20 protein-coding genes are annotated in these 14,907 nt (G+C 76.4%); 9 read left to right on the plus strand and 11 right to left on the minus strand.

Going from position 1 to position 14,907, the window contains the following annotated elements:
- The first annotated feature begins 6 nt into the window (after positions 1-6).
- Positions 7-1,461, plus strand: coding sequence for a phytoene desaturase family protein (locus tag AYX06_RS13845; RefSeq protein ID WP_062736265.1), 1,455 nt, complete (start codon positions 7-9; stop codon positions 1,459-1,461).
- A gap of 129 nt (positions 1,462-1,590) precedes the next feature.
- Here the strand turns inward: AYX06_RS13845 and AYX06_RS13850 are convergent, their stop codons facing one another.
- Positions 1,591-2,217 carry a lytic transglycosylase domain-containing protein gene (locus tag AYX06_RS13850; RefSeq protein WP_062736266.1) on the minus strand — a complete coding sequence of 209 codons (627 nt, stop codon included), beginning with the start codon at positions 2,215-2,217 and terminating at the stop codon, positions 1,591-1,593.
- Between the two features lie 83 nt (positions 2,218-2,300).
- On the opposite strand from AYX06_RS13850, the gene AYX06_RS13855 reads away from it, so the two are divergent.
- Positions 2,301-2,801 (plus strand): DUF456 domain-containing protein, encoded by a 501-nt coding sequence (locus AYX06_RS13855; protein WP_062736267.1) that lies wholly within the window; start codon positions 2,301-2,303, stop codon positions 2,799-2,801.
- 127 nt (positions 2,802-2,928) lie between these two features.
- Here AYX06_RS13855 and AYX06_RS13860 read toward each other — a convergent pair whose 3' ends face one another.
- From AYX06_RS13860 to AYX06_RS13885, 6 genes are all read right to left on the minus strand, one after another.
- The gene (locus AYX06_RS13860; protein ID WP_062736268.1) at positions 2,929-4,293 is read right to left on the minus strand and encodes a molybdopterin molybdotransferase MoeA; all 1,365 of its coding nucleotides are present in this window, start codon (positions 4,291-4,293) and stop codon (positions 2,929-2,931) included.
- Positions 4,293-4,589: a DUF6457 domain-containing protein gene (locus AYX06_RS13865; RefSeq protein ID WP_062736269.1), complete on the minus strand. Its 297-nt coding sequence runs from the start codon at positions 4,587-4,589 to the stop codon at positions 4,293-4,295. Before AYX06_RS13865 ends, AYX06_RS13860 begins: the two co-directional genes overlap by 1 nt.
- Positions 4,590-4,628: 39 nt before the next feature.
- The gene (mobA, locus tag AYX06_RS13870; RefSeq protein ID WP_062736270.1) at positions 4,629-5,222 is read right to left on the minus strand and encodes a molybdenum cofactor guanylyltransferase; all 594 of its coding nucleotides are present in this window, start codon (positions 5,220-5,222) and stop codon (positions 4,629-4,631) included.
- A gap of 4 nt (positions 5,223-5,226) precedes the next feature.
- Positions 5,227-5,496, minus strand: coding sequence for a MoaD/ThiS family protein (locus tag AYX06_RS13875; protein WP_062736271.1), 270 nt, complete (start codon positions 5,494-5,496; stop codon positions 5,227-5,229).
- Between the two features lie 6 nt (positions 5,497-5,502).
- On the minus strand, positions 5,503-6,678 hold the full coding sequence (locus AYX06_RS13880; RefSeq protein ID WP_062736272.1) for a GTP 3',8-cyclase MoaA: 1,176 nt from the start codon (positions 6,676-6,678) through the stop codon (positions 5,503-5,505).
- Between the two features lie 170 nt (positions 6,679-6,848).
- Positions 6,849-7,178 carry a hypothetical protein gene (locus AYX06_RS13885; protein WP_062736273.1) on the minus strand — a complete coding sequence of 110 codons (330 nt, stop codon included), beginning with the start codon at positions 7,176-7,178 and terminating at the stop codon, positions 6,849-6,851.
- A gap of 63 nt (positions 7,179-7,241) precedes the next feature.
- Here AYX06_RS13885 and AYX06_RS13890 point away from each other — a divergent pair, with 63 nt between their 5' ends.
- Together AYX06_RS13890 and AYX06_RS13895 are read left to right on the plus strand one after the other, a co-directional pair.
- A complete protein-coding gene (locus tag AYX06_RS13890; protein WP_062736274.1) occupies positions 7,242-8,471 on the plus strand; it encodes a molybdopterin molybdotransferase MoeA in 1,230 nt (409 codons plus the stop codon).
- Positions 8,472-8,581: 110 nt separating this feature from the next.
- Positions 8,582-8,992 carry a hypothetical protein gene (locus AYX06_RS13895; RefSeq protein WP_232319318.1) on the plus strand — a complete coding sequence of 137 codons (411 nt, stop codon included), beginning with the start codon at positions 8,582-8,584 and terminating at the stop codon, positions 8,990-8,992.
- Positions 8,993-8,996: 4 nt separating this feature from the next.
- On the opposite strand, the gene AYX06_RS13900 is transcribed toward AYX06_RS13895, so the two are convergent.
- Positions 8,997-9,863: an alpha/beta fold hydrolase gene (locus AYX06_RS13900; protein WP_084271637.1), complete on the minus strand. Its 867-nt coding sequence runs from the start codon at positions 9,861-9,863 to the stop codon at positions 8,997-8,999.
- Positions 9,856-10,323 (minus strand): pyridoxamine 5'-phosphate oxidase family protein, encoded by a 468-nt coding sequence (locus AYX06_RS13905; protein WP_062736276.1) that lies wholly within the window; start codon positions 10,321-10,323, stop codon positions 9,856-9,858. Before AYX06_RS13905 ends, AYX06_RS13900 begins: the two co-directional genes overlap by 8 nt.
- A 156-nt stretch (positions 10,324-10,479) precedes the next feature.
- Between AYX06_RS13905 and moaC the strand changes: the two genes are divergently transcribed.
- From moaC to AYX06_RS13930, 5 genes are all read left to right on the plus strand, one after another.
- Positions 10,480-10,977 (plus strand): cyclic pyranopterin monophosphate synthase MoaC, encoded by a 498-nt coding sequence (gene moaC / locus AYX06_RS13910; protein WP_062736277.1) that lies wholly within the window; start codon positions 10,480-10,482, stop codon positions 10,975-10,977.
- Complete coding sequence (locus AYX06_RS13915) at positions 10,974-11,597, plus strand: molybdopterin-binding protein (protein WP_307725495.1); 624 nt, start codon at positions 10,974-10,976, stop codon at positions 11,595-11,597. Before moaC ends, AYX06_RS13915 begins: the two co-directional genes overlap by 4 nt.
- The gene (locus AYX06_RS13920; protein WP_062736278.1) at positions 11,594-12,046 is read left to right on the plus strand and encodes a molybdenum cofactor biosynthesis protein MoaE; all 453 of its coding nucleotides are present in this window, start codon (positions 11,594-11,596) and stop codon (positions 12,044-12,046) included. The genes AYX06_RS13915 and AYX06_RS13920 overlap by 4 nt, the downstream gene beginning before the upstream one ends.
- 5 nt (positions 12,047-12,051) lie before the next feature.
- On the plus strand, positions 12,052-13,230 hold the full coding sequence (gene moeB, locus AYX06_RS13925) for a molybdopterin-synthase adenylyltransferase MoeB (protein ID WP_062737086.1): 1,179 nt from the start codon (positions 12,052-12,054) through the stop codon (positions 13,228-13,230).
- A 113-nt stretch (positions 13,231-13,343) separates the two neighbouring features.
- Positions 13,344-13,802 (plus strand): SRPBCC family protein, encoded by a 459-nt coding sequence (locus AYX06_RS13930; RefSeq protein ID WP_062736279.1) that lies wholly within the window; start codon positions 13,344-13,346, stop codon positions 13,800-13,802.
- 64 nt (positions 13,803-13,866) lie between these two features.
- On the opposite strand, the gene AYX06_RS13935 is transcribed toward AYX06_RS13930, so the two are convergent.
- Together AYX06_RS13935 and AYX06_RS13940 are read right to left on the minus strand one after the other, a co-directional pair.
- Positions 13,867-14,319 (minus strand): VOC family protein, encoded by a 453-nt coding sequence (locus AYX06_RS13935; protein WP_062736280.1) that lies wholly within the window; start codon positions 14,317-14,319, stop codon positions 13,867-13,869.
- The gene (locus AYX06_RS13940) at positions 14,301-14,747 is read right to left on the minus strand and encodes a VOC family protein (protein ID WP_062736281.1); all 447 of its coding nucleotides are present in this window, start codon (positions 14,745-14,747) and stop codon (positions 14,301-14,303) included. The genes AYX06_RS13935 and AYX06_RS13940 overlap by 19 nt, the downstream gene beginning before the upstream one ends.
- Positions 14,748-14,907: the final 160 nt, after the last annotated feature.

Raw genomic sequence — 14,907 nt, forward strand, 5'->3', positions numbered from 1 at the left:
CGGTCGGTGGAGGGAGCGGCCGCGGTCGTCGGCGCGGGGCCCAACGGGCTGGCCGCGGCCGTGGTGCTGGCCCGCGCCGGGCTCGACGTCACGGTGCACGAGGCGGCGGGCGCGCCCGGCGGGGCGGCGCGCTCCGCCGCCGTGCTCGGCCCCGGCACGGTGGTGGACCTCGGCTCCGCGGTGCACCCCTTCGGGGTGGCCAGCCCGCTGTTCTCGCGGCTGGGCCTGCACCGCCACGGGCTGGAGTGGCTGCACCCGCCGGTGGTCGCGGCCCATCCCCTCGACGACGGCCCGCCCGGGCTGCTGCACCGCTCCCTCGAGCGCACCGCCGCGGAGCTGGGCCCGGACGGCCGGGCCTGGTCGGCCCTGCACCGTGGCGTGGTGGAGCGCTGGGAGCAGACGGTCGAGTCCGCCCTGGGCCCGCTCGTGCGGGTGCCCGAGCACCCGGCGGCCCTGGCGTCCTTCGGGCTCCGGGCGCCGTGGCCGGCCGCGGCCACGGCGCGGGCGGTGTTCCGCACCGAGCAGGCCCGGGGTCTGTTCGCCGGGTCCGCGGCGCACGCCGTGCTGCCCCCGCGCCACGTGCTGACCTCCGCGTTCGGCACGCTGTTCGGCGCCGCCGCCCACGCCACGGGCTGGCCGGTGGCCCGGGGCGGGTCCCAGGCGATCGCCGACGCGCTCGTGGCCGACCTCCGGGAGCACGGGGGCCGGGTGCTGCTGGACCGCCCGGTGACCGACCTCGCCCAGGTGCGCCCGGCCGAGCTCGTCCTGCTCGATCTCACGCCCCGGCAGGTGCTGGGCCTGGGCGGGCTCGAGCTGCCGCCCCGGTACCGCCGGGCGCTGTCCCGCTGGCGCTACGGGACGGCCTGCTACAAGGTCGACCTCCTGCTGGACGGGCCCGTGCCCTGGTGCGACCCACGGGTGGCCCGGGCCGGGACGGTGCACGTGGGCGGGACGCTCGCCCAGATCGGGGCCGCGGAGTCCCAGGCCCGCGCGGGACGGCTCCCGGAGCGGCCGTTCGTCCTGGTGGCCCAGCAGGGGGCCGCGGACCCGTCCCGGGCACCCGCGGGACAGCAGGTGCTGTGGGCCTACGCCCACGTCCCGCACGGCTGTGACGACCCGCGGGCGGGGGAGCGGGTGCTCGACCAGCTGGAGCGCTTCGCCCCCGGCGTCCGCGACCGGATCCTCGCCCGGGTCGACACCCCGCCGTCCGGGCTGCAGGCGTGGAACGCCAACCTGGTGGGCGGCGACATCGGCGGGGGCGCCCTGGACGGGCTGCAGCAGGTCTTCCGGCCCGTCGTGCAGGCCGACCCCTACGCCACCGGCGTGCCCGGGGTCTTCCTGTGCTCCTCCTCGACCCCGCCCGGCGGCGGGGTGCACGGGATGGCCGGCTACCACGCGGCCCGCCGCGCCCTGACGGGCCTGGCCCGCGACCGGCGCCGCACCGGCGGGCAGACCGGCTGAGCGCACCGGCTCGCCGGACCGGACGGGAGAAGCGGCGCACCGGGCGGAGGAGCCGGGCGGAGCAGTCGGCCGGAGCAGTCGGGCGGAGCAGTCGGGCGGAGGAGCCGGGCGGCGGGGCGGTGCGGGGCCTCAGCCGCAGGCGCACACCCCGGCGTAGGTGGTGTCCGCCAGCTCACGGATCCGCGTCACGTAGCCCCGGGTCTCCGCGAACGGGGGGATCCCCCCGTGCCGCAGCACCGCGGTGGGCCCGGCGTTGTAGGCCGCCAGCACCAGGTCGATCTCCTCCTCGGCCGTGGCCGGCTCGAGGCCGCCGACCATCCGCCGGAGGTCCTTCAGGTACCGGCCCTGGGCGCGGATGGCGTCGCGCGGGTCGAAGGGGTCTCCCCGCCCGTACCGCGCCCACGTCCGGGGCATGAACTGGGCGAGGCCCCGGGCCCCGGCCGGGCTCACGGCCCGGGGGTCCCAGCGGCTCTCGACGTCGAGCTGGGCGGCCACGATCTGCGGCGGCAGCCCGGAGAGCTCGGCGGCGGCCAGGACGTCCTCACCCCACGGCTCGGGCACGGGAGCGGTGCGGCTCGGCGCGCCGGTCCCGGGGGCGCCCGGGCCGCGGTCGGAGGTGTTGGCGTGGATCAGTCCTCCCGTGCCGATCAGCAGCAGCAGCACCGAGGCCAGCAGGAACCACGAGGAGCTGCGCGCGGGGCGCTCCTCGGGCTGCTCGGCGTCCGGGCGTGCCGGCCGCAGGACGGTGGTGGACATCCGTCCCAGGCTAGGAGCGCCGGCGCGGGCGGGTCTGCGGCCTCTTGGGGGGACAGCGGGCAGGGACCGCCTACGATGAGGACGTGACCGCCGAGATCATCGCGACCCTCATCACCGCCGTCCTGCTCGTCGTCGGGTGCCTCGGCGTCATCGTCCCGGTCCTGCCGGGCTCGATCCTCATCGTCGTGGGGCTGCTGGTCTGGGCGCTCACCGTGCAGGCGGTGGAGGGCTGGACGGTGCTGGCCGTCGGCTCCGTGCTGGCGCTCACCGGGATGGCCGCGAGCGCGGTGCTCACCGGCGCCCGGCTCAAGCAGCGGCAGATCCCCAACCGCTCCCTGCTGTACGCGGCGGCGGGCGCCGTGGTGGGGCTGTTCGTGATCCCGGTCGTGGGGATCTTCGTGGGCTTCTTCGTCGGCCTGCTGCTGAGCGAGACCGCCCGCCAGCGCGACCTGCGCACCGCCCTGGACTCCAGCTGGGTGGCCCTCAAGGCCGCGGGCCTGGGCATCGTGGTCGAGTTCGGCTGCGCGCTCGCCGCCTCCAGCGTGTTCGTCCTGGGCGCTCTGGTCCTCTTCCTCACCGCCTGAGCGGTTCCGCCGCCCGCGGCGAGGAAGCCGAACCTGCCGAGCGCACCGCGCACCCGGGAGGACCTCAGGGCGGAGCGAGGGCCCGGGCACCCTCGTGCCCGGGCCCTCTCGTCCCTCCGGCCGCGGCTCAGCGCCAGGGCAGGGGCACGACCTCGACGTCCTGCCCGGCGGCCACTCCGCCCGGGGGCACCACGATGATGACGTCCGCGTGCGCGAGCCCGCGCAGCATGTTCGCGCCGACCCGGTCCCGCGGGGCGACCTTCCCGTCCTGCAGGTAGCCGGGCACCAGGGCGGTCACCTTCTGGCCCGGCAGCTCCTCGGCCGCGGGCAGCGCGCGCGTGGCCGGGGCCGGGTCGCCGTGCAGCTTGGCCAGCAGCGGCTGGGCCACCGTGAACATGCTCGTCATGGCCGCCAGCGGATTCCCCGGCAGCCCGACGACGAACGGCCCGTCCTCGGGCAGGCGGGCGAGGAACGTGGGGTGGCCCGGGCGCTGGGCGAGCCCGTCGAGGAGGAACACCGCCCCGAGCTCCTCCAGCGCGGAGCGCACGTGATCGGCGTCGGAGTGCCCGGTCCCGCCGGTGGTGATGACCACCTCGGTGCGGGCGTCGAGCACCGAGGCCATGCCGGAGGGCGCCTCGGTGAGGGCCGAGAGCATCGCCTTGGCGGTGTCCTCCACACGCCGCAGCTGGTCCACGGACCCGCCCAGCATCTCCACGAAGGTGGGCAGCTGCGGGCCGAAGGCGTCACGGACCTGGCCGGGCTCGGGGATCCCGTCCTCGACCACCTCGCTGCCGGTCAGCAGGATGGTCACGCGCGGGCGGCGGCGGACGGGGAGCATGTCGTGGCCGCTGATCGCTGCGAAGGCGATGTGCGCCGGGTTGAGCAGGCACTGGCCGCGCAGGATGACGTCCCCGGCGGCCACCTCCTCGCCGGTGCGGCGGATGTTCTGCCCGTAGGGGATGTCCTCGGCCGAGGGGGCGTGGGCGGCGATGGTCAGCACCGTGCCCTCCTCGGACAGGTGCGCGTACTCGTCCCGCAGCACCGCCCGGGCACCGGCGGGGACGAGCCCGCCGGTGACGATGCGCGTGGCCTGCCCCGGCTCCAGGTTGAGCACCGGGCGGTAGAGCTCCTTCGGGGGGATCGTGAGCATCTTGCGGGGGTCGGTCTCCACGGGCTCCGGGAAGACCACGGTCCACGGCTGAGGGCCGGCCACCGCGTAGCCGTCCATGGCGGAGGAGGCGTAGTGCGGCACGGGGATCGGTGCGGTGACGTCCTCGGCGAGGACCCCCCCGAGGGCCTCCTGCAGGGGCAGCCAGTGGCTGGGCAGGGCGGTGGCCACCTCGTAGGAGAACTGCCGGGCGCGGTGCCACTCGGCGTCCTGGATGGTCTCGACCTCCACGGGCGCGGGCGCGGGGGCGTCGTCGTCGTCGATGACGGGCAGCGCGTGCGTGTAGGGGCTGTTGGTGTCGTGGGGCAGGGGCAGTCCGGACATCAGTTCTCCTCGGGAGTTCGGCGGGCGGCGGGGACGAGGTCGCCGACGGTGCGGAGGGCGCGGCGCAGCGCATCGTGCTCCTCCTCGCCCGCGGCGACCGCCCGGGCCACGTGGTAGCCCAGCAGGTAGGCGGTGGGCGGGACGGCCGGCCGCACGGTGCTGTGGGCCACCCGCCCGGTGAGGCCCAGCACGGCGTCCAGCGGGAGCTCGGTGTCGGGGACGTCCAGGGCGGCGCGCACCGCCGCGAGCCAGCGCTCGAGCGTCTCGTGCTCCGCCGGGCTCAGGTCCTTGGGCATGCCGTGCTCCTCCCGGGCGGTGGGGCCGCCCGTTCGTGGTCAGGTCAGGTGGTGCCTCCGCACATCGTCCCACGTATCCACGTCCGCGGTGGCGTCCTCGGCCACGGTGACGTCGTGCAGGCCGAGGTGTCGCACGAAGGAGAACACCGAGCGGTCCGTGGGGTCCTGGCCCGCGTACGCGGCGCGCAGCGCCTCCGTGCGGTACAGGGCCGCGAGGGGCTGGCGGCGGCCGTCGGGCGGGACACTGACGTGCCCGTCCGTCCCGGGCACGCTCCTCGTGGCCTCCAGCAGCAGCGGGACGGCACGTGCCACCCCGGGCATGTCGCAGGCCAGGACCAGGGTCCACGGCGTCCCGGGCAGCGTCTCCAGGGCGCGCAGGCCCGCCGCGATGCCTGCGGCCGGTCCGGAGAACGGCGGGTCCTCCCGGGCCCGCAGCACGCCCGCGGGAACGGCGAGCTCCGCGGGCCCGACGACGACGACCCCGGTCGCCTCCCGGACCGCGTCCAGGGTGAGCTCCACGAGGGTGCGCCCGCCCTGCCGCAGGCCCGCCTTCGGCCGTCCGCCCAGCCGGGAGGAGCGCCCGCCGGCCAGGACCACGGCGGAGAAGACCGGGCCCGGGCCCGGGGCGCTCACCGGCTCACCCGCCGGAGAAGGGCGGCAGGACGTCGAGCACGGACGTGTCGGTGAGCACGGTGGCCGGGTCGGGGCAGGCCACCCCGTCGAGCAGGAAGCTGGAGCGGGCCAGCACCTGGGCCAGCGGGGGCTGCCCGGGCGGGGGCTGCGGGTGGGCCCGGACCAGCAGGGCCTCCACGTCCCGGCGGGTGCAGGGCCGGTCGGCAGGAACCGCCACGGTCTCGGTGTCGGTGCCGGCGGCGGCCCGGGCGGCGGCGAAGTAGCGGATCAGCACCCCCGCTCAGCCGCCGATCGCGCTCATCGAGCGGGCCGGCTGGACGTAGTCGGGGGAGTCCAGGCCGGGGCGGTCCATCCCGTGCGCGGCGGGTTTGACCCACATCGCCGCCTGCCACCGCTCGGCCAGCTGCGCGTCGGTGGCCCCGGCGCGCAGCAGCTCCAGCAGCTCGACCTCCTGGTGGGAGAACAGGCAGGAGCGGATCCTCCCCTCGGCGGTGATCCGGGTGCGGGTGCAGTCGGCGCAGAAGGGCTCGGTGACCGAGGCGATGATCCCCACCGTGCCCAGCGGCCCGCTCCCGGCCCCGCCCCCGGCGTCGTCCCCGGTCCCGGTGGTCCCGCCGGGGGCCGCGCCGGTCCCGGTGGTCCCGGCCCCGGTGGAGGTCGCGGGGCCGGGGTGGACGTCCCACAGCTGGGCCGGGGCGCCGTCGCGGGGTGCCGGGTGCGGGGTGAGCCGGAACCGGGTGGCCAGCCGGGCCCGGATCTGGGCGGCGGTGACCATCTCCTCCCGCGTCCAGCCGTGGTCGGCGTCCAGGGGCATCTGCTCGATGAAGCGCAGCGCGAAGCCGCGCTCCAGCGCCCAGGCCAGCAGGCCGGGGGCTTCGTGGTCGTTGATCCCGGCCATCAGCACCGCGTTGATCTTCACCGGGGTCAGCCCGGCCGCCGCGGCGGCCTCGGCCCCGGCCAGCACCTGGGCCAGCCGGTCCCGGCGGGCCAGGGCGCGGAAGGTGGCCGCGTCCAGGGAGTCCAAGGAGATGTTGATCCGGCTCAGCCCGGCCGCCGCCAGGGCGGGAGCGCGGGTGGTGAGGCCGATGCCGTTGGTGGTCAGCGAGATCGGCAGTTGCGGGTGGGTGGCGCGCACCGCGGCGATGATCTCCTCCAGGTCACCGCGCACCAGTGGTTCCCCACCGGTCAGGCGCAGCTCGGTGATCCCCAGCCGGTCCACCCCCACGGTGACGATCCGGGTGATCTCGGCCGGGCTCATCAGCTGGGAGGCCGGCAGCCAGGGCAGCCCGTCGGCGGGCATGCAGTAGGTGCAGCGCAGGTTGCACTTGTCGATCACCGACAGCCGCAGATCGGTGGCCCGCCGCCCGTGCCGGTCCACCAGTCCTGCCCGGGGCGGGGCGGGACTGGGTGCCGGTCCCGCACTGCGGATCTGCGGAATGCCCAGGGAAACGCTCATGTCACCGCCTCGGTGGTCGCGCCCGGCCCGCACGGTGCTCGGCGTGCCGGGGTGGTCCGCCCAGTGTAATCAGTCCCCAGCATGCCGAGAATCTCCCGTGCGCCGGCCGGGTCGTCCGCCGCTGGTCCGCGCCGTGTCCGCGCCGTGTCCGTGCCGCGCCCTGGCCGGGGTCAGCCCGGCTCCGGCGGGGCCTGTCCGTCCAGCCGCGCGAGGGCCTCCGTCCAGCGGGTCTCCCGTTCGGCCGGGCTCTGCTCCCACCAGGGCGTGCCGCGTTCGCCCAGGCCGCGCTTCGCCAGCCCGACCCGGTCCCGCGCGGCCCGCAGCCGGTCCTCCGTGCCCTCCCGGCGCGCGGTGCGCACCGCCGCGCGGGCGCGCCCCAGGTGGGAGGTGAGCCGGGCCGCGACGTCGTCGGGCAGCGCGGGGTCCTGCCGCCGCCAGCGCCGCCCGTCCACCACGATCCACCGCCCGTCCGACGTGTGCTCCACCTCCCGCTGTGCCATGCCACCGATCCTGCCAGGTCCGCCCACCCCGGGTGCTCCTCGGCGGGCCCCTACGCTGGGGGCATGAGCAGGCACGCGCAGCACCCGGTCCGCAGCGTCGACGAGCACCGCCGTGCGGTCACCGAGGCACTGCGCGGAATCCGCCCGCGCGGGGAGACCGTCCCCCTGCGTGAGGCACTGGGCCGGGTCCTGGCCGAGGACCTGGTGGCGCCCCTGAGCCTGCAGCCCTTCGACAACTCGCAGATGGACGGCTTCGCGGTGCGTGCCGCCGACACCCGGGGGGCGCCGGGGGAGGAGGAGGCGCGGCTCGTCGTCGTCGCACCCGTCCCGGCCGGTCACGTCCCGGGGCCCCTGGCGGCCGGGGAGGCGGCCCCCGTCATGACCGGTGCGCCGCTGCCGCCCGGGGCGGACGCCGTGGTCCCGGTCGAGGAGACGCTCCCGGGCGGCTTCCCGGCTCCCGGGAGCGTGCTCCGTGTCCCGGCCGACCAGCCGGCCGGACGGTTCGTGCGCCGGGCGGGCGAGGACCTGGCCGAGGGGGCGACCGCCCTGTCGGCCGGGCAGCGGCTGACGCCCGCCCGGATCGGCCTCGCCGCCGCCCTCGGGTGCGCCGCGCTGCGGGTGCGGGCCCGGCCCCGGGCCGTGGTCTACACGACGGGGGACGAGGTGGTGGCCCCCGGGACCGCCCGCGGGCCCGCCCAGATCTTCGACGCGAACGCGGCGATCCTGGGCGCGCAGCTGACGGAGGCGGACGTGGAGGTGCTCGCCGCCCACCTGGTTCCCGACGACCCCGAGGCCTTCGCCGCGCGGCTGGCCGCCGACGCCGCCCAGGGACCCGACCTCTTCGTCTCCTCGGGCGGTGTCAGCGAGGGCGCCTACGAGGTCGTCCGCCAGGTGCTCGGGCCCCACGGCGAGTTCGTGCACGTGGCGATGCAGCCGGGCGGGCCGCAGGGGCTCGCCCACCGGGACGGGGTGCCCTTCGTGTGCCTGCCCGGCAACCCCGTGAGCACGCTGGTGTCCTTCGAGATGTTCCTGCGGCCGGCGCTGACGGAGACCGTCGGCGCCCCCGTCCCCCGCCCGCTCCGCACGGCGCGGCTCGCAGAGGCCGTCCGCCCGCTGCCCGGCAGGACCCAGGTCCGCCGGGGCGTGTGGGACGGCACCGTGGTGCGGCTGGCGGGCGGTCCCGGCTCCCACCTGCTGGCCGCCGCGGCCCGGGCCAACGCCCTCGTCCTGCTGCCGCCGGGGGACGCGGAGCTGCCGGCGGGCGCTCCCGTGGAGCTGCTCGGGCTCGACTGACGGTGGCCGGGACCGTCCGCCCCGCTGACTAGACTGGCCTGCACACCTCGCCCGGTCCCCGGTCCGGGACCGGGGACCCCGTGACGACCGCTCCGACGACGACCGCTCCCGTGACGACCGCTACAGAACAGGCCCTCATGAAGTCCCTGCCCGCGCCCCTGCTGCTCGCCGCCACCGCCGTGATCCAGGCGCTCGGACGCTACGAGTACCACCAGAACGCGATCACCGTGGTGGGCCAGATGCTGTTCCCCATCTTCTTCGCCGTCCTGGCGATCTTCCTCGCCCGGCGCGGGACGGAGGGGGCCTTCGGCACCACGCACCTCGTGCTGCTCGTGGCCGGCGCGCTCCTGTTCGTGCTCAGCCTGGTGGGCCGCAACGGCACCGTCCCGCAGCTGTACCCCTCGGTGTGGGTCTACTACACCGCGTTCGCGCTCGTGGCGCTCGAGGCCGCGCTGCGGATCGCCGGGACTCCCGGCCGGGGGCGCGGCGCACCCACGGACGAAGGGCCCGCCCGGCGCTGAGCGGCTACCCGGCTCCGCCGGCTCGCGCCACGACGAGCGCCGCCAGCTGCTCCGGGCGGGTCTCGGGCAGCCAGTGCCCGGCGTCCAGCTCCACGAACCGGTACGGGCCGCGCACGTGCCCGGCCGTCAGCTCCGCGGCCCGGCGGCCCAGGGCAAGATCCCGGTTGCCCCACGCGTAGGTGGTCGGGACGTCGACCGGGCCCGTGCGCAGCCGCGACAGCGGCACGGCGCGGTACCAGTCCAGGGCCGCGGTCAGCGCGCCCGGCTGCTGCATCCGGGCGGCGTAGCGGGCGGCCTCCGCGGCGGGCAGCCCGGAGCGGCGCAGCAGGTCCCCGAGCCGCGGGCCCAGCACCGTCTCCGGGAGCCGGGGCAGCTGGAAGGCGGCCACGTAGGCGGAGCGCAGCCCCTGCCCCGAGCGGACCAGGGACCGGGACAGCGCCCGCGGATGGGGCACCGAGGCCACCGTGAGGGCCGCCGTCCGCTCCGGCCGGTGCGCCGCCAGGGCCCACGCCACGATCCCGCCCCAGTCGTGGCCCAGCACGTGCGCGCGCTCCACCCCGGCGGCGTCGAGCACCGCCACGGCGTCCTCGACGAGCAGCTCCAGCCGGTAGGCCCCGCGGCCGCGGGGCCGCGCCCCGGGGGAGTAGCCGCGCTGGTCGGGGGCGAGGGTGCGCAGGCCCGCGGCGTGCAGCGCGGGCGCGAGACGGTCCCAGCTCGTGCGGTCCTGGGGGAAGCCGTGCAGCAGCAGCACCGGGGGGCCGTCGGCGGGCCCCGCGTCGCGGACGTCGAGCAGCAGGCCGGCCGACGGGCACCGGGTGAGCCGCTGGGCCCCGGCCGGCTCGCCGGTCCCGTCGTCGACCCGCTCACTCATCCGGGGCCCGCCGCGCCTCCGACACCGGGGTGCGCCACTCTCCCGGGTCCGCGACCGGGAACCGGCGGCCGGTCACGAGGCCCGGCACGACGCGGACGAAGACGCCCTTCCGGCCCGACTGCCACGGGAAGAGCGGCAGGTCCAGGGTGTCCGTCAGCTCCTGGATCTGCTGGATGCGCTCGGCCCGGCCCTTGAGCACCACGCTCCACCCCTGGGCCGAGGACGCGTCGTACCCGTCGATCTCCACCGCCACCGGGACGTCGGCCAGAGCGGCCGCGAGCTTCGTCCCCTCGGCCGAGCGGAAGACGAGCGTCCCGTGGTCCACCACGAAGTTGATCGGGAAGATGTCCGGGTGGTCCTCCACCCACACGGCGAGGCGGCCGACCCCGGCGTCCCGCAGCAGCTCCCAGCAGGTGTGCACCGGCAGGTCCTCGACGTGGGTGGCGTGCTCGTCCGTCATCGTGTGCTCCTTCGCAGGTCGGCGGCATCGGCGGCGCGGGATGGCGTGCGGCCAAGCTAGCACCGCGCCCGACCCGGGACCAGGCCCGGCCCCGGAGCGGACGTGGGCCAGAATAGGAGGACGCACCGACCGGAGACCCGAAGGGACCGCACCGAGATGACCGATCAGCAGCAGGGCCTCACGCACGTCCGGGCGGACGGCTCCGCGCACATGGTGGACGTCTCGCACAAGGACGTCACCACCCGCGAGGCCACCGCGACGGCCACGCTGCGCACCCGGCCCGACGTCGTCGAGCAGGTCTTCGCCGCGGACCTCCCCAAGGGCGATGCCCTCCCGGTGGCCCGCGTCGCGGGGATCATGGCGGCCAAGCGGACCCCGGAGCTCGTCCCGCTGTGCCACCCCCTGCCGATCAGCAAGGTGGTGGTGGACTTCGAGCGCCTGGTCGACGGGGTGCGGATCACCGCCACCGTGCGCACCCGCGGGGTGACCGGCGTGGAGATGGAGGCCCTGACCGCGGCGTCGGTGGCCGCGCTGACGCTCTACGACATGATCAAGGCCGTGGACAAGCTCGCCGAGATCGACCGGGTCAGGGTGCTCGCCAAGTCCGGCGGGAAGTCGGGGGACTGGTCGCGGGACGGCGGGGACCGCGCATGAGGAGCGCCGCCGTCATCGTCGCCTCCACCCGCGCGGCCGCCGGGGTCTACCGGGACCGGAGCGGGCGGATCGCCGCGGACTGGTTCGGCTCCCACGGCTTCACCGTGGAGGGCCCGTTCGTGGTGGCCGACGGCGAGGACGTCCGCGCCCAGCTCGAGCGCCTGCTGGTGGCACGGGCGCCGGAGGACCGGCCCAGCGTCGTGGTGACCAGCGGCGGCACCGGCCTGGCCCCCGACGACCTGACCCCGGAGGTCACCCGCCCCTTCCTCGACCGGGAGCTGCCGGGGATCATGGAGGCACTGTGGGCGGAGGGCCGGAGGACCACGCCCCTGGCGGTGCTCAGCCGCGGGCACGCCGGCGTCAGCGGGCACACCTTCGTGGTCAACCTCCCCGGCTCCACGGGCGGGGTGTGGGACGGGCTGAAGGTGCTCGAGCCCCTGCTCGACCACGTCTGCGACCAGCTCGAGGGCCACCGCGACCGCGGGCACACCGACCCCGGGCTCCGGCACCACGCCGCCGCCCCGCAGGCCCCCGAGCAGCAGGCCCCGCCACCGCAGGACCCCGGGCCGCGGGACCCCGGACCGCAGGACCCCGAGCCGCACGAGGAGAACGACCGATGAGCACTCCCGGACCCATCCAGGCCGACACCGCCGTGGTCGCCGCGTTCGTGACCGACGAGCCGCTGGACCACGCACAGGCGGTCTCGGCCGTGCAGGACGAGCGCACCGGCGCCGTGGTCTCCTTCAGCGGCGTGATCCGGGACCACGACGGCGGCCGTTCCGTCACGAGCCTGGACTACACCTGCCACCCCGGCGCCGACCGGGCGGTCAAGGACGTGGCCCGGGCGGTCGCCGAGGAGTTCCCCGGCACCCGGATCTGGGCGGCCCACCGGATCGGCCACCTGGAGGTCGGGGACTCCGCGCTGGAGGCCGCCGTCGGCGCCGCCCACCGCAAGCTCGCGTTCGCCGCCTGCGACGCGCTCGTCGACCGGATCAAGGCCGAGGTGCCCATCTGGAAGGAGCAGTCCTTCGCCGACGGCTCCACCGAGTGGGTCGGGCTGGACGGCTGAGCGCCGTGGACCTGCCCCCGCTCGTCGACCCCGCCCCCGCGCTCACCGACGCCGAGCTGCGCCGCTACGCCCGGCACCTCACCGTCCCCGAGATCGGGGAGGAGGGCCAGCGGCGGCTGAAGAACGCCCGGGTGCTGTGCGTGGGCGCGGGCGGACTGGGCTCCCCGGCGCTGCTCTACCTCGCCGCCGCGGGGGTGGGGACCCTCGGGATCGTCGACGACGACGTGGTGGACTCCTCCAACCTCCAGCGCCAGGTGATCCACGGGGAGGCCGCCCTGGGCGCGCCCAAGACGGCCTCGGCCGCGGCGCGGATCGCCGACCTCAACCCGCTGGTGCGCGTCGTCGAGCACCGCGAGCGGCTCACGGCGGCGAACGCGCGGCGGATCCTGGCCGGCTACGACCTCGTGCTGGACGGCTCGGACAACTTCGGGACCCGCTACCTCGTCTCGGACGCGTGCGAGCTCGGCGGTGTCCCGCACGTGTGGGGCTCGATCCTGCGCTTCGACGGCCAGTACTCGGTCTTCTGGGGCGCGCACGGGCCCACCTACCGGGACCTCTACCCGGTGCCGCCGGCGCCGGGCACCGTGCCCAGCTGCGCCGAGGCCGGGGTGCTCGGCGTCCTGCCGGGCCTGCTGGGGACCGCCCTGGCGGTCGAGGCCGTCAAGCTGGTCACCGGGATCGGCACCACCATGCTGGGCCGGGTGGCCACCTACGACGCCCTGTCCGCGCGCTGGTGGGAGATCCCGCTGGCCCCCACGCCGGGACGCCCGCCCGTGCGCTCCCTGCAGGACGACGCCGGGACTCCCTTCTGCGCGGCACCCGCCCCGGCGCGGCCGGCGGGGGAGGAGCTGCCCACGGTCACGGCGCCGCAGCTCGCGCAGCTGCTCGCCGCCCGGGAGCGCGGCGAGGCGCAGTTCGAGCTCCTCGACGTGCGCGAGCCCTACGAGGCCCGTCTCGCGGCCATCCCGGGCGCGCGGCTGGTCCCCCTGGCCCGGTTCGAGTCCGGCGAGGCGCTGGCGGGGATCGACCCGGGACGCCGGGTGCTGCTGCACTGCAAGGCCGGGGCGCGCTCCGAGCGGGCGCTGCGGCTGCTGCGGGCGGCCGGGCACGCCGACGCCGCCCACCTGGAGGGCGGGGTGCTGGCCTGGATCGAGCAGGTGGATCCCGCCCAGCGGCCCTACTGACCGTCCGGGGCGCCCGGCCGGTCCGGGTACGCGGGGAGCGGAATGCGCTGGCGGGTCCGCCCCTGTACCTGCCTACGGTGGGGCCGTACCGTCCCGACGAAAGGATTCCCCGCATGTCCGAGAACAGCATCTCCGCCAGCCGCCTCATCGACGCCCCCGCCGACGCCATCTTCGACGTCCTCAGCCTCCCGTCCCGGCACCAGCAGATCGACGGCTCCGGCACGGTGGTCTCCGGCGACGACCAGCGCATCCAGCAGGTCGGCCAGGTGTTCGTGATGAACATGAACGGTGAGCACATGGGCGGCGACTACGTCATGGAGAACACCGTCTCGGGCTTCGACGAGAACAAGCTCCTGGCCTGGCGGCCGAAGCCGCAGGGCGCCGAGCTCGAGGGCTGGGAGTGGATCTGGGAGCTCGAGCCGCAGGGCCCCGGCGCCACCCTGGTCACCGAGACCTACTCCTGGGAGCACGCGAGCCCCGAGGCCAGGAAGGCCGTGTCCTTCCCGCTCTTCGAGGAGGGCGCCCTGGAGGACTCCCTCGAGCGGCTCGCGGCGGCCGTCTCGGAGAAGTGACCGGCGGAGGCACGCCGCCGCCCGGTCGCTCCGCGGCCGGGCGGCGGCGTGCCTCCGGCGCCGCTCAGGCGTGTCCGGAGCCCTCCAGGGGGTACTTCTGCTGCACCGCCGTCCAGTCCCCGGAGCCGGCCAGCGGGTCCATCCACATGATCTCCCAGAGGTGGCCGTCCGGGTCCTGGAAGCTGCGCGAGCGCAGGAAGTCCCGGTCCTGGGGGCGACCCTCCGGGGCGCCGGCGGCCACGGCGCGGTCGACGAACTCGTCGACCTCCTCCGGGGTCGCCACGGACAGGGAGTGGATGGCCGCGGCGCAGCGCCTGGTGTCCGTGACGTCCTTGTCCGCGCGGCCGCGGAACGTCAGGTGGTCGAGGAGCACGACCCACAGGTCCTCGCCGGCCACGACGGTCACGGCGTGCTGGTCCGAGAACCCGGGGTCGGGGGTCCAGCCCAGCGCGGTGTAGAAGCTCCGGGACGCCGCGAGGTCGACCACCGGCAGGTGGATCAGGACGGCCGGCGCCACGGCTGCTCACCCGCCCCGCCGGCCCGGGCCGGCACCGGCGCCGGATCCACCCACAGGACCTCCCAGTGGTGCCCGTCCGGGGCCTGGAAGCTGCGCGAGCGCAGGAAGCCGTAGTCCATGATCTCGCCCTCCGTCGCGCCGGCGCGGACGGCCCGCTCGACGACGGCGTCGACCTCCGCGGGAGAGCCCACGTCGATCGCGGCGACCACGGAGGAGTCGGACTCGGTGCCGGGTTCCCCCGGACCCACCGGGCACCGGTGACGGTCCTCGCTGAGGACCATGACGTGCGCCGCACCCCGCACCAGCATCGTGGCGCCCTCCGGGACGTTCCGGCTCGGGGGCCGCAGCTCCCAGCCGAGACGGGTGTAGAACTGCCTGGCCCGTTCCGGGTCTGCGACGGGAAGGGCGACGAAGTCGGCCGTGATCATGACGTCTCCTCCAGAGTGCGGCTGAGCTCGGCTCCAGGATGGTCCCGGGGTGTGTGCCGCTGCAACCGTGTGACGGGGGATCGGCGCGGATGTCGCCACGGCAACGGCACGGCATCGGTGCGTCATCGGCGGGACCCCGGAATGGGCGCAGGGCCCCCGC

The organism is Kocuria turfanensis, assembly GCF_001580365.1.
In the GTDB taxonomy this organism is placed as follows: Bacteria; Actinomycetota; Actinomycetes; order Actinomycetales; family Micrococcaceae; genus Kocuria; species Kocuria turfanensis.

Coding starts and splice junctions, on each gene's coding strand:
- AYX06_RS13900 (WP_084271637.1), bottom strand. CDS start 9,863: ATGAGTGAGCGGGTCGACGACGGGACCGGCGAGCCGGCCGGGGCCCAG.
- AYX06_RS13930 (WP_062736279.1), top strand. CDS start 13,344: ATGTCCGAGAACAGCATCTCCGCCAGCCGCCTCATCGACGCCCCCGCC.
- AYX06_RS13915 (WP_307725495.1), top strand. CDS start 10,974: ATGAGGAGCGCCGCCGTCATCGTCGCCTCCACCCGCGCGGCCGCCGGG.
- AYX06_RS13850 (WP_062736266.1), bottom strand. CDS start 2,217: ATGTCCACCACCGTCCTGCGGCCGGCACGCCCGGACGCCGAGCAGCCC.
- AYX06_RS13885 (WP_062736273.1), bottom strand. CDS start 7,178: ATGGCACAGCGGGAGGTGGAGCACACGTCGGACGGGCGGTGGATCGTG.
- moaC (WP_062736277.1), top strand. CDS start 10,480: ATGACCGATCAGCAGCAGGGCCTCACGCACGTCCGGGCGGACGGCTCC.
- AYX06_RS13890 (WP_062736274.1), top strand. CDS start 7,242: ATGAGCAGGCACGCGCAGCACCCGGTCCGCAGCGTCGACGAGCACCGC.
- AYX06_RS13940 (WP_062736281.1), bottom strand. CDS start 14,747: ATGATCACGGCCGACTTCGTCGCCCTTCCCGTCGCAGACCCGGAACGG.
- AYX06_RS13860 (WP_062736268.1), bottom strand. CDS start 4,293: ATGTCCGGACTGCCCCTGCCCCACGACACCAACAGCCCCTACACGCAC.
- AYX06_RS13905 (WP_062736276.1), bottom strand. CDS start 10,323: ATGACGGACGAGCACGCCACCCACGTCGAGGACCTGCCGGTGCACACC.
- AYX06_RS13920 (WP_062736278.1), top strand. CDS start 11,594: ATGAGCACTCCCGGACCCATCCAGGCCGACACCGCCGTGGTCGCCGCG.
- AYX06_RS13865 (WP_062736269.1), bottom strand. CDS start 4,589: ATGCCCAAGGACCTGAGCCCGGCGGAGCACGAGACGCTCGAGCGCTGG.
- AYX06_RS13880 (WP_062736272.1), bottom strand. CDS start 6,678: ATGAGCGTTTCCCTGGGCATTCCGCAGATCCGCAGTGCGGGACCGGCA.